14 protein-coding genes are annotated in these 12,748 nt (G+C 41.9%); 3 read left to right on the top strand and 11 right to left on the bottom strand.

Features of this window, described 5'->3' with window-relative positions; all coding sequences use genetic code 11:
* Positions 1-304: 304 nt before the first annotated feature.
* Positions 305-1,711 carry a [Fe-Fe] hydrogenase large subunit C-terminal domain-containing protein gene (locus tag CDO33_RS15455; RefSeq protein ID WP_242973957.1) on the top strand — a complete coding sequence of 469 codons (1,407 nt, stop codon included), beginning with the start codon at positions 305-307 and terminating at the stop codon, positions 1,709-1,711.
* Positions 1,712-1,722: 11 nt separating this feature from the next.
* Here the strand turns inward: CDO33_RS15455 and CDO33_RS15460 are convergent, their stop codons facing one another.
* The gene (locus CDO33_RS15460) at positions 1,723-2,622 is read right to left on the bottom strand and encodes a site-2 protease family protein (RefSeq protein WP_103082834.1); all 900 of its coding nucleotides are present in this window, start codon (positions 2,620-2,622) and stop codon (positions 1,723-1,725) included.
* Positions 2,619-3,485 carry a M23 family metallopeptidase gene (locus CDO33_RS15465; protein ID WP_103082833.1) on the bottom strand — a complete coding sequence of 289 codons (867 nt, stop codon included), beginning with the start codon at positions 3,483-3,485 and terminating at the stop codon, positions 2,619-2,621. The genes CDO33_RS15460 and CDO33_RS15465 overlap by 4 nt, the downstream gene beginning before the upstream one ends.
* 436 nt (positions 3,486-3,921) lie before the next feature.
* On the opposite strand from CDO33_RS15465, the gene CDO33_RS15470 reads away from it, so the two are divergent.
* On the top strand, positions 3,922-4,605 hold the full coding sequence (locus CDO33_RS15470) for a hypothetical protein (protein WP_103082832.1): 684 nt from the start codon (positions 3,922-3,924) through the stop codon (positions 4,603-4,605).
* A 162-nt stretch (positions 4,606-4,767) separates the two neighbouring features.
* Here the strand turns inward: CDO33_RS15470 and minE are convergent, their stop codons facing one another.
* From minE to CDO33_RS15515, 9 genes are all read right to left on the bottom strand, one after another.
* Complete coding sequence (gene minE / locus CDO33_RS15475) at positions 4,768-5,052, bottom strand: cell division topological specificity factor MinE (protein WP_103082831.1); 285 nt, start codon at positions 5,050-5,052, stop codon at positions 4,768-4,770.
* A 13-nt stretch (positions 5,053-5,065) separates the two neighbouring features.
* A complete protein-coding gene (gene minD / locus CDO33_RS15480; RefSeq protein WP_103082830.1) occupies positions 5,066-5,866 on the bottom strand; it encodes a septum site-determining protein MinD in 801 nt (266 codons plus the stop codon).
* A 257-nt stretch (positions 5,867-6,123) separates the two neighbouring features.
* Positions 6,124-6,798 carry a septum site-determining protein MinC gene (gene minC / locus CDO33_RS15485; RefSeq protein WP_103082829.1) on the bottom strand — a complete coding sequence of 225 codons (675 nt, stop codon included), beginning with the start codon at positions 6,796-6,798 and terminating at the stop codon, positions 6,124-6,126.
* 25 nt (positions 6,799-6,823) lie between these two features.
* Positions 6,824-7,339: a rod shape-determining protein MreD gene (gene mreD / locus CDO33_RS15490; RefSeq protein WP_103082828.1), complete on the bottom strand. Its 516-nt coding sequence runs from the start codon at positions 7,337-7,339 to the stop codon at positions 6,824-6,826.
* Positions 7,336-8,184: a rod shape-determining protein MreC gene (gene mreC / locus CDO33_RS15495; RefSeq protein ID WP_103082836.1), complete on the bottom strand. Its 849-nt coding sequence runs from the start codon at positions 8,182-8,184 to the stop codon at positions 7,336-7,338. Before mreC ends, mreD begins: the two co-directional genes overlap by 4 nt.
* Positions 8,185-8,203: 19 nt before the next feature.
* On the bottom strand, positions 8,204-9,226 hold the full coding sequence (locus tag CDO33_RS15500) for a rod shape-determining protein (protein ID WP_103082827.1): 1,023 nt from the start codon (positions 9,224-9,226) through the stop codon (positions 8,204-8,206).
* Between the two features lie 33 nt (positions 9,227-9,259).
* Positions 9,260-9,967 (bottom strand): RadC family protein, encoded by a 708-nt coding sequence (radC, locus tag CDO33_RS15505; protein WP_103082826.1) that lies wholly within the window; start codon positions 9,965-9,967, stop codon positions 9,260-9,262.
* Between the two features lie 33 nt (positions 9,968-10,000).
* On the bottom strand, positions 10,001-10,576 hold the full coding sequence (locus CDO33_RS15510; RefSeq protein ID WP_103082825.1) for a Maf family protein: 576 nt from the start codon (positions 10,574-10,576) through the stop codon (positions 10,001-10,003).
* A gap of 208 nt (positions 10,577-10,784) precedes the next feature.
* The gene (locus CDO33_RS15515; RefSeq protein WP_242973956.1) at positions 10,785-11,723 is read right to left on the bottom strand and encodes a hypothetical protein; all 939 of its coding nucleotides are present in this window, start codon (positions 11,721-11,723) and stop codon (positions 10,785-10,787) included.
* Positions 11,724-11,948: 225 nt separating this feature from the next.
* On the opposite strand from CDO33_RS15515, the gene CDO33_RS15520 reads away from it, so the two are divergent.
* Entirely contained in the window at positions 11,949-12,578 is a 630-nt protein-coding gene (locus CDO33_RS15520; protein WP_103082824.1) for an adaptor protein MecA, read from the top strand.
* The last annotated feature ends 170 nt before the right edge of the window (positions 12,579-12,748 follow it).

Here is a 12,748-nt window from a genome sequence, read left to right on the forward strand (position 1 = left end):
TTTTCTAGACACTTTTCTTCATGTTAATATTTGCAGAACATTTTATGAGTCAATTTTTTTGCAAATGATTTCTACCTGTAGGAAATTTCTTTTAGAAAGGGAAGGAATTTAATGATTTTATTCTGCACACAACTTACAATTAATCTATATTATGGTAGATCTTTACGAGCCTTTTATAACTATGGCATGGGCTGAATTCCGGGAATTTCTTTAATTAAATATGGGCATTATACTAATTGGCAACATGGCCGATAACAATTATATATATAACAGCCAAGAATATATAAAAAGCTTATTGAGGGGAATGATTACGATAGATAACCGGTTTAGTGATTTTCAGGAAAAAAGAATGAAGATATTCGGAGAGCTGGTCAGAAGATACTGGAACGGGAAGCTTAAAAGCAACTATGATTTGAACGAGCTGGCCCAGGATATCAAGGAAAGATATGGGTTCACCGATGACGACATGCCGTTTATAAAAGATCACATAAGGATCGCCATGGGCCTGGATCCAAAGGGAGACTCCGAATTCAAGGACGAACTGGACATCATAAAAAAATCAAAGGAAATTGGCGTACCTGTGATTGCCAGGATACAGGGATCGTGCGAACACTGCGGCCATGATAGCTGCCGGTGTGAAGACGTATGTAAATACGAAGCTCATATTTATAGAAAAAGCGAAGGACCGGTTATTGTGGAAAATAAATGCCTGAGCTGCGGAGAATGCGTTACTGCCTGTGATTTCGGAGCCATAGCAGACAAAATCGAGTTCCTGCCCTTGATTGACCTACTGAAGGATTCCAACACTCCGGTGTTTGCTTCGGTAGCCCCGGCCGTCGTCGGACAGTTTGGAGATGACGTCTCCATGGGTCAGTTAAGGACAGCATTGAAGCTCATAGGCTTCACCGACATGGTTGAAACTGCATTATTCGCAGATATACTAACAATCAGGGAAGCCTTGGAATTTAACCACCAGGTAAAAAATGAAGGGGATGTTTTCCTTACCAGCTGCTGCTGCCCTGTATGGTTCAATCTGACAAAGAAACAGTATCCGGAAGTTTTCAAGCGCATGTCCCCATCGGTATCGCCCATGATAGCCTCCGGAAGAATCCTGAAAAAGCTGTACAAGGATGCCAAAGTTGTGTTTATATCACCTTGTATCGCAAAAAAAGCAGAGGTCAAAGAACCGGAGCTGAAAGGCGCCATCGATTTTGTAATCAATTTCAGGGAGCTGTCCGAAATCTTTTCGGCCTTGGACATTCATCTGAAGGACCTGCCCGGCGATGAAAAGGACCATGCCTCCATGGGCGGAAGAATTTATGCCAGGACCGGAGGTGTGAGCTTTTCCGTTAAAACCGTAGTAAACCGGCTGGAGCCGGAAAGGGTTATTAAGCTTAAGTCGAAAAGGGTGGACGGTGTTTCTGCGTGCAACAAGATACTGAGCGACCTGTCCAACGGAGTGGATATCAATGCCAACTTTGTTGAAGGGATGGGCTGCAGCGGTGGATGCGTAGGCGGACCAAGGACAAACATTGATGTCAGCAAGGCTACCCGGATGGTAAATGAGTTTGGTGAAGACTCTTTAATCCTCACGCCCTTTGACAATCTCAATGTAATGAAAATTCTCAAACAGCTCGGGATTAACACCATCGAAGAAATAATTGAGGACAATGAAGTGAACCGTCTGCTGACAAGGAAAACAGAGCTTTGATTGCTGTTCCTTCACCCCTGCTTGTTTGACTCTGACTTTTTTATAAGCTCATCGAAGGTGATGTCTGTAGTGTTTTCAAACAGGGCATCTATTATTTCCTGCTCTGTAAACGTCTTTACCAGCTTCAGGTCATCATCCAGGACATGGATTATATGAAACCTGTCAAAGTCCATGTTCTTTATGATTTCGCTCAACATGACGTTTTTAAGAACCACCAGGTCCCGGGCCTGATAAACACCTTTTCTAACCAAGCGGGAACGTCTGTAAATAATGCTTTTTACATTCATCAATGCAGCCTCCGTTTCATCCCACCTCAATGAGATTATTATATAAATGCTTATAAAAAAAATGCTGAAGTTATAACTGTTTATGTAAAGCTGAGCTATTCCCAGCAGAAATATAAAAGCAGCAAAAATCAAAGATATCTTTTTAGCATACCTGCCTGCCGGCAGAAATCCGACCTTATCGGCCATTGCAGTTTTTAATATTCTGCCTCCGTCCAAAGGTAAAACCGGCATGAGATTAAAAACAGCAAGATATATATTGGTTGATGCTATGAGATTAGCAACCTTTGAGCCGGGTAAAAAGCAAAGGCCGAACAGGTAAGCAGCCACTGAAAGCAGAATATTGGTAAAAGGACCTCCAAGATATACCATCAGCTGTTTTCCCGTATCAGGCATCTCATCTATTACCGCGTTTAGGCCGACGGGAATTATTCTTACAGCATGAACCTTCACTTTCAGCAGGCAAGCCAGCGCAATATGTCCCAACTCATGCAGCATAATGCTTATAAAGGCTGCTATGAATGTTTCAAAATAACCTGTCAGGTACATTGCGGGAATGATGGCAAAAGTGAAAATATTTATTTTTATATCGACCTGTCGGAATTTGAAAGCAAGCTCTGTTTTCACTCAACCTGAACCTTCAGCAAGTCCATGGGATCCAAATACTTGCCATCTTTCAGTATTTCAAAATGCAGATGGGAGCCTACGGAAACTCCGGAGTTGCCAACCTCTGCAATGACTTCTCCAGCCTGCACCTGCTGGCCTTCCTTCACCATAATATGCCAGCAGTGAGCATATTTGGTTGATAGGCCTCCGCCATGGTCAATTACCACATACTTCCCATATTCAGGAGATATGCTTACCAAAGCCACCTCGCCATCCAAGGCGGATTTTACAGCCTCTCCGTTTTTCGTTTCCATATCTATGCCTGTATGGAATTTGTCATCCCTTTCTTCATTGCTTATGCTCCCAAAACCTGACACAACAACGCCGTCTACAGGAGTGATAAATTCATAATTCTCCCTGATGGTCTCCAATACCTCTGCTGATGCGAGTTCAACCTTTTTTGATGTATCATTGCCGGTTTCTTCTAAATAATCGTATCCCCCAGGGTCCAACCCATATCTGTTGGAGTCGTCTCCGGAAACATCATCGGGAATATTGCCTCCGACAGGAGTATCATGTTCCCCTTCTTCGCTTTTTTTATCAATGCCCAGATTGGCGAGAGCCCCGTCAACCCACTGGTAAATACCTTTAAGATCTACTTCATGCAAAATTGCTGCTTTTAGTTTATCGCTCAGGAAGTTGGTAACCGGGGTATTGATGCTTCTGATAAGTCCAACCACAACCAGTATGGCCAGACATACTATAATCTTAAGGACAAGCTTCTCCGCCATGCTCATGCTGGCGTTTTTCTGGCTCCTTCTTCTTCTCCTTATTGCCGCACTATTCCGTGCATATCTAGGTCTGGCAATCACATCATCCATCATACTGCTGCACCTCTTTTGAAAATTGCTAAAGCACGGTCTGCCGGAAGTACCTTGCTTTTTTATCCGGCTGTTTCCTTTTAAACCACCGTATTTCCTTCGGTTTACTAAATTATATTTTTATTGAAATAGTTTTATTACAATAAACTTGTCATGCCGGAAAGTTAAAAAATCAACTCAAAATGACCATCACTAAAGACCTGATGAAATGAACACAACGCTAAACCTGTTGATAATTGGATATTTTTATAATAAAATTTATAAATAGGTACTGAATAATTTAACGGTTCGGCATGGCGGTACAGGCAGATACTTCATCAGAGGTATCGCCATCAACAGTGTTTTTCCATTTTAATATAGCTTTAGGAGGCATGATCTGGCCTCTTGATAAGTAAATGGAAACTCTGTGAACCTAAAATTAATTGGTGAGGGATGGCACATGAGAAATAATAATAGGAGAAAAACTCGCTCCTGGGGATTAATTGTTTTTATGTTTATTATTTTCTTTCCTGTTGGCATATACATGATGGTAAAGAAAGTCACAACGGAAAAGCATAATTACATAAAAAACGGAAAAGCTCTAAAAGCTTTTGGCTGGTCATTTTTTGTTATGGGCACAATTTTTGTAATGTCAGTATTGGATGGCTCATCAACATACGAAGGATCCGGAGAAGTCGTGAGCTTCAGCGATGCCTTTCCTATAATAGCGTTTTTTTATATCTTCAGTGGCGTTTGTATTCTTAAAGGTAGGAAATATGTCAAGCGAGGATTGCGTTTTGAACGCTATGAAGCAATAGTGAATTCAGGAAAGATCTACAGCCTTGAAGGTATAGCGTCCGCTTTCCCAACTGACTATAAAACTGCATGCAAGGATTTGCAGGAGATGATTGCCGCAGGTTTCTTCCCTTTTTCTTATATCGACTTGGATAAGAAAATGCTGATAACACCCGAAACACCATCCGCTCGTAAAGATTCCGGCAAGCAGGATGCTTCCGAACCGGGATTGGGTAAGGCAAAAGTGGTCAAATGCCCGAACTGCGGAGCAACCAATGCAGTATATTCTGAAGCTGTAGCCAAATGCAAATATTGCGATTCGCTTCTGGAGGCAAACGCCGCAAAGTGACAACAGTGACAACAGCTAAGTGACAACGCACAAAATAAGCCGCTCTTCAAATCGAAGTGCGGCTTGCTTTTTCAATTAGTCGTCAAACCTCTCTAATTTAAGTTGCGTAGGCACTCTAATAATAAGCAAAGCAGTTCCCTTCCACTGGCTTTGCTTCCAAATCTATTTTCCGCTGCTCTTAACATTTTTTATAGGAATGTTGGCAATCAGGGCGGGCACTACTCCATCCCCTTCATCGCTTTTAGTTCGCGTAAGCTGTATGTCAAGGCCACTCTCATCAACATCCATATAGTTTTTTATGACCTTTATGATTTCACCTTTAACCATTTCAAGGAATTCAGGAGAAACATTTGCTCTGTCATGTATCAGAACCAGCTTTAGCCTCTCTTTTGCGACATCCTTTGAATTCTTTGATCTTCCAAATAACTTTGATAAATCGAGCAGCATAGGTTTACTCCTTTCAAGACGTTTTTAAACCGAAGAGCTTCTTTATTTTTTGCATTATACCATCGTCAACTTCCATATCCATAATCGGCACATTTTCCCCCAGAATCCTCCTCGTGATGTTCCTGTAAGCTTGTCCTGCCTGGGATTTTTCATCGGTGACGGCTGGCTCTCCCTTGTTGGTTGATATGACTATCTTCTCATCATCCGGAACAACGCCTATAAGGTCAATAGCAAGAATATCAATAATGTCATCTATGGACATCATATCCCCACGTTTTACCATATCAGGCCTTACCCTGTTTATGAGAAGTTTTGGATTCCTAAGTTCATTTGCCTCCAGAAGACCTATAATCCTGTCCGCGTCCCGGACAGCCGAGACTTCAGGAGTGGTTACAACAATAGCTCTATCAGCCCCGGCAATTGCATTTTTAAAGCCCTGCTCAATGCCTGCGGGGCAATCGATGATTATGTAGTCAAACTCCTGTCTTAATTCATTGGTCAGATTAATCATCTGCTTCGGAGATACAGCTGACTTATCCCTGGTTTGAGCAGCCGGAAGAAGGTAAAGACCTTCATAGCGCTTGTCCTTTATCAGAGCCTGCTTTATCCTGCAAGCGCCTTCCACAACATCTACCAGGTCATAAACTATTCTATTTTCCAACCCCATAACAACATCAAGGTTCCTAAGACCTATATCCGTATCTATTAAAACAACCTTCTTACCTTTTAAAGCCAGGCCTGTTCCAATATTGGCGGTAGTTGTAGTTTTACCTACGCCTCCCTTTCCCGAAGTTATGACTATGACATCGCTCATTAATGGTTACCCCCTAGTTCATCGAATGCAGAATCAGCAATGAGAAGCGGAAATTTTGCAATTTATTTAAGTACAAAGATGCCGTAACATACCGGTACGGCCTTTAGCAGTAGCAACTCATCAGCACTGCTCTATTTTGAATTCTTTTCCCGAATGCCTATAATAAAATAATATCTTTGTTTTATAGTTTTGTCAATTCTCCAATCCATGGCCTGCAAAAAAGCTTAAATGGCTGTGCAGGCCTGGATTTCGACAGGTCATCTCTGGGGAAGGAAAGATTCTATGTATACAATGTCATCCTTCACATATGCCATTTCCGGTACAAGAATGTTTCCGGAGCTTTTCCCATCCGGTGACCGGGTAATGACATCAGCTATTCGAAGCTGCATAGGCTGCAAGTTCAGGGCTACGACTATTGCTTCCTTGTTTCCATCGGCTCCGGCGTGCACTATACCTCTAAGCGCTCCCACTACTACTACGTTCCCGTTGGCAATTACCTCTCCACCGGGATTTACGTCTCCAATTACCACCAGGTTGCCTTTCGACTCAACCAATTGACCGGATCGTACAGTGCCCCTATAGAATTTTGCCGGACCTTCATCAATGCCTTTAAAATAGAACTTGTTTATTTTGATTTTCTTATGGCTTGGCGCGTATTCGACGGTTTCAGGAGCCTCCTGTATATCCTCTTCAATTTTCCTGATTTCAGCTCCCGACCTGCGCACTAATAGTTCAAGAATCCGGTTCTCTTCATCTTTTGTAAGCTTCTTTCCTCTGTACTTTACATTGAGGGATACTCCCTTAAAAAATCTTCCTGCCGAATCTATTTTATTTGCTATCTGCTCCAAAATCGATTCAAAATCACTTTCTTCCTTCATTATTATAAATAAATCATTGACCGTAGCTTTGAACATAACACTACTCTCAGGCATTTGACAAGTCCCACCCTTTATATGCTTAATATTTTCTGGAAGCCCTTCCTGCATCCTCAAAAGCATAATGCAGCTTCAACATTATTATGAACAGCGGAATGGATAAAACGCAGTTATAAACAGCTTCAGGCAAAATTACAGCCTTCAGGGGAAAGAGAAGGTCTCCCTTTCCTTTTAGAAAAATGCTGAAAAAGTACACGGTATATTCATATGTAAAAGTAGCAACAAAGGTAAAAAATACGGCAATCAGGAAGTTCTCCCTGTAAAGGCGCTTGTTGACGGAACCTATTATGAGTCCGATATACATGCACAGCAGTGTATAAAATCCGATAAGTTTACCGGAAATTACATCCAGGCATAATCCGGACAGAAACCCAATGACTGCTCCTTCCATATTGCCTCTGAGCAAGGCCGTCACCACAACAAACGCCAGCAAAAGATTCGGTTTTACATTAAATACTCTTATGTAGTCCAAAACGGTGGATTGTATGAGCCCCAATACAAACAAACAAGCCGAATAGGCAACTATCTTTCTCCTCATCTTTCTTCATTACCTGTCTCAATATTTTTTGTTTTATCTACAAGGACGAAAACTTCTCTCAGCCTTCTGAAGTCGACTGCAGGTTCAACCACGGCATATCTGCTCAGTTCGGTGCTTCCCTGCCGGATTTCCTTCACTTTTCCGATTAATATGCCTTTGGGAAATATTCCTCCCACTCCTGAAGTTTCAACGGTATCGCCCACCTTCAAATCCAATTCGACAGGTATGCGGTCCATCCTCAATAGCCCCTGATCCTTCAGTGTTATGTCACCGCGCACTATTACTATGTAATTGGAAACCATCGCGCTGACAGCGCTCTCCACATCAATTATGGAAATTACTTTCGATGATAAGGGCCCGGTCTGGTAAACACTTCCAACAAGACCTTTGCTGGTTATGACGGGGGAATCTATTACCACTCCGTCCTTCGTTCCCGAGTCTATTGTGAAGATATTGAACCAGTTACCTACATCTTTTGCTATTATGTTTCCACCAATGCTTTCATAATCGCTAAATTGATCTTTCAGATTCAGGGTTTCCCTCAGCATCTTGTTTTCTTCCCTTAATCTGTTTAAATCCCTGCTATCTCTTTCCAGTTCATCCAGCTTTGCTCTTAATTCATCATTCTCCTTTTTCAGCTGCTTCATATCCTCAAAATATGTAAATATACCCCCTACCTTGCTTTCCAGAAAGGCAACGGCTTTCTGAAAGGGATTCAGAGGCGTACCAAGAGCGTTTCCCACAGTGTTCACTGCACTGCCCGCCCTTGAGGATATACCTATAATAACCAGCACTGTTATGGTCACCAGTGCCAATATGAATAATTTACTCTTAAAAAGGCGCAACAAAGGATTTGTCTCCCTTCTACTTCAGCTTTTTAGGAGAAATAAGTACCTTTTTCAGCACTTCAATTTCGTCAAGCACTTTACCTGCGCCCAATGCAACACAGTCCAGAGGATTTTCCGCTACGGAAACCGGCATGCCTGTTTCCTCATTTATCAATCTGTCCAGTCCGCTCAATAGCGCTCCTCCGCCTGTAAGCATGATTCCTTTGTCCATAATGTCCGCTGCAAGCTCCGGCGGCGTCTTTTCCAATGTGAATTTTATTGAATCAACAATAGCGTTTATAGGCTCTTTTAAAGCTTCGTTTATTTCGGAGGACGTAATAACTATATTCTTTGGAAGTCCCGTTATCAAATCCCTTCCTCTGACTTCAATGGATTCCTCCTTAGGCTTTGGATAAGCACCTCCGATGCTCATTTTTATATCCTCGGCTGTTCTTTCCCCTATCATTAAATTATATTCTTTTTTAACATAGTGCACAATAGCCTCATCCAACTCATCCCCGGCTATTCTCAAGGACTTGCTGGTAACAATTCCTCCCAGGGAAATAACGGCAACCTCACTGGTACCTCCCCCTATGTCAACCACCATACTGCCTGAGGGTTCCTCCACCGGAAGGTTTGCTCCTATTGCCGCTGCCATAGGCTCTTCTATCAGGTACGCTTCCTTGGCACCTGCCTGAAGAGTAGCTTCCTCCACTGCCCTTTTTTCCACCTCCGTGACTCCCGAAGGCACGCATATAACTACTCTAGGTTTGCTGAACAGCGCTTTTGGTGCTGCTTTATTAATGAAGTATTTCAGCATGCTCTGGGTTACGTCATAATCTGCAATAACCCCATCCTTCATAGGTCTTATGGCGACAATATTGCCCGGAGTCCTGCCTATCATCTCCTTGGCTGCATCCCCTACTGCCAGTATTTCGCCGGTTTTTACGTTAATTGCTACAACAGAAGGTTCTCTAAGGACAATACCTTTGCCCTTCACATGAACTAATGTATTGGCGGTTCCCAAATCAATTCCTATATCTCTGGAAAATAAGCTCATATTCTTCTCCTCTTCCTTTTACAAAATTCTGTCCTACATCAATCCTTTTTCTTTAAGACTTACATATCTTCCATCCCCGATTATTACATGGTCCAGAACCTTTATTCCCAATATTTTACCACTGTCTACAAGTCTTAAGGTAGTATCCACATCTTCGGTACTCGGTTCAGGATCTCCGCTGGGATGATTATGTACAAACAAAAGGCCTGCACACCCACTTTTAACCGCTTCGCTGAAGACTTCCCTAGGATGCACTATTGAAGCCGTAAGGCTTCCGACGGAAATGTCCATACACCTTATCATATGGTTCTTGGCATTAAGCAGAATTACTTTGAATACTTCCTTTTTTAAATGTCTCATTTCCTCCATCAAAAGCTTGCTTACATCTTCCGGTGTTTTTATAACAACCCTTTTGCCGGAAGTGTAAGTCGATGACATTCTTTTGGACAATTCTGCCAACGCTTTTATTTGAATAGCTTTGACCCTGCCTATGCCATTTATTCTTCTCAGCTCTTCTAAGCCTATGTCATGCAAGAAGGCCAGCCCTTTATTGGACTTGTCCTGTTTTAGTATTCTCTGGGCAAGAGCAACGGAAGTTTCATTCCTGCTGCCCGTTTTTATAATTATTGCCAACAGTTCTGCATTTGAAAGCATTTCCGGGCCATATTCCTCCAATTTCTCATATGGCCTTTCACATACAGGCAAATCCTTCATTTTCAATCTATAGTTAACATCGGGCATATCTTAAGCTTCCTCCCAGTCATTTCAACTGTACTAAAGCAATCTTACTCCGAAATTCTCCAGCATGGTGCCCAGCTTCATAAGAGGAAGTCCCACTACATTGAAATAACAGCCTTCAATAGCTTCAACAAGCAGTGCACCCATCCCCTGGACGCCGTAAGCTCCGGCTTTATCCATGGGCTCCTTGGTGCGGATATATGAATATATTACATCATCCGTCATGCTTCTCATCTTTACCCTGGTCTTTACATGGTCCTTAAGGCTTACCATGTCCCCGGCATTTATGATGGTGACTCCTGTGATCACTTCATGCCAGCTTCCCTGCAAGCGTTTTAGCATTTCATAAGCTTCTGCCTCATCCCGGGGCTTTCCCAAAACACCATCCTTGACAACAATGGTGTCAGCTCCGATAACAAGGCAGTCCCTTTTCAGCTGCTCTGCTATATAAAGCGCCTTGCTGTAAGACAACTCCTCAGCTAAAACTTCAGGCTCCCAGCTTACATCTATTTTCTCTTCTATATTTGAAGGCATAACACTAAAAGCTATACCTACCCGCTTCAATAGTTCGGAACGTCTGGGAGAAGCCGATGCAAGAACAATTTCCTTCATAACAGCCAAAATCAGCTCCCTTTTAGCCCATCCTCCGGGAAAACAGCTTGCTCAAGGCAGGCAGCAATCCCTTTGACGTTTTCAATAGCATAAAATCCTTTTTCTTAAATTTCTACAATTTTTTATTCTATTTTATTATACTACTCAAAAAAATACAATTAAATAGTATTTAAATTTTAAAGCCCTATTGCATAAAAGAAAATATCTTTCATTGCCTCAGGTTGGTCTGGGGTCTTGCAGCATTGTCATGCCCGAAGGCTTCAATACCGCTTCTTTGTTCCAGGGATTTCTTTACCTTCGGCATTATTATGCCTATGCTGTCGATTATTTTGCTCACTTCACCCGTGCTCAAGCTGTTTATGTCTTCGGCCTCAAAACCGCTTTGCCTTATTACCTCCTTCATTACCGTGCCATCATATGGGTCAGCTCCAAGGTTTTTGATTTTTGCTTTCAGATAATTTATCTGCCTTTCAGTGGCCTTTTTCGGAGCAGCAGTCTGGACGCTTCCGCTCTTATCCTGTGTTGCCTCTATTTTTTTCTGTACTGCAGAGAATTCTTCATCCAACAATCTTGCCTCTCCCGGATAGAGCCAGTCGTTTTCACCCATCAGCTTCCTTATGACCCTGTCGCATGCCCCTGTGATGGTTTTTTCCAGGCCGAATTCCTTGTCATCAAGGAGATCTTTTCCGATTTCAAAAAGCTCCCAGTCGGAGAGAACAAACTGGGGATTCTCCCAAGCGACCTCTTTTCTGCTTTCCTTTGCCGTCCTGCCTTTTCCATCCTTGATGCCGTTTTTTGATTGTATCCTTTCGGCAAGATACTGCTGGTACCTGTTATAATAATCTATCTGCTTTCCATCGGTTATAACCTGCCCGCTTTGCATGTGCCTTCCCCTTACCTTGACCAGCAAAGCAGGAAGGCTTATAAATCCCAGGCCCGGAAATTCTGCGCCATTATCTTTCAACTGGTTAACCTCGATATCCTCTATGGAAATACCCTTTTCCCTGGCTTTTTTGAAAAGCCCTTCGGCCTTATAACGCAATTCTCCTCCAATGCCCTTGTAAAAATCCTTTTCCGTATTATACACAACCTCTGTCTCACCGGCTTCATTTTCCTCCGAACCGGACCCGGTAACAAAATCATCCATATTGCAAAGCCCCTCCTTTCAAATAATAGTTTTTATTTATTATTTGAGCAAGTCAGTTAATTTACAATAGTTTTTATTTCATTATCAGGAAAAGGTATTCATTTCTTTACATAAGGTTGTAAAAATTTTTATACTTCTCTTTTCCTGTAACTATTAGTATAATATAATAAAGCTTGTTACAATTATATTGTTCGCATATAAAATTAATGGAATCGTGGTGATTTTATGAAAATTGAAAGAATAGGGGAGAATAAAATAAAAATTACTATATCTATGGATGACCTGGAAGAAAGAAATATAGATTTGACTTCTTTAAATTATAATTCCCCGGCAGCTCAGGAGTTGTTCTGGGATATGATGGAAGAGGCCGAAGCCCAGTTCGGGTTCGATTTGTCGGACTCACAGCTGGTAATAGAGCCTGTACCTGATTCCGATACCGGTTTTATAATAATGATAACCAAAGTGGACGATGACGAAGAGAGTTTTGAATCTATACAGAAATATATAAAGAACAGATTTAAAAGAAACGATCTCAAAGCAAAAAAGAGAAACCGCAAGGTTTATTCTTCTCTGCTCATTTATTCCTTCAGGGAGTTTGATGACTTGTGCGAGCTGTGCAAGAAAATCAGCTCCATGTACTGCGGGGACAGTTCGGTGTATAAGTTGAAAGGCATCTATTATCTGGCTCTTACCCGGAACTGTTTTACCGCAGGAGATGCAAAGATGCTGGAAGCACTCCTGGGAGAGTATGGCCGCAAGGTGCACAATCCGGGATTCTTTGAAGGCTATTTGAATGAATATGGGGAAACAGTGATTGATCATAACTCCATAGAAGTGATAAATAAATATTTCTAAAAACCAGCAACTTATTTGTTGCTGGTTCAGATTATTAACCAACCACCAAGTTAAGTTGCCGACTTGGTGGTTTTTACTTTTATTCATATAATTCTCTAAGCTAAGGTATGATTTATAATTTAATTTGCTTTTATCTAAAATCAGCTTGATCCAAAATAAATTACTCCTGG

This window comes from Clostridium thermosuccinogenes, assembly GCF_002896855.1.
Taxonomy (GTDB): domain Bacteria; phylum Bacillota; class Clostridia; order Acetivibrionales; family DSM-5807; genus Pseudoclostridium; species Pseudoclostridium thermosuccinogenes.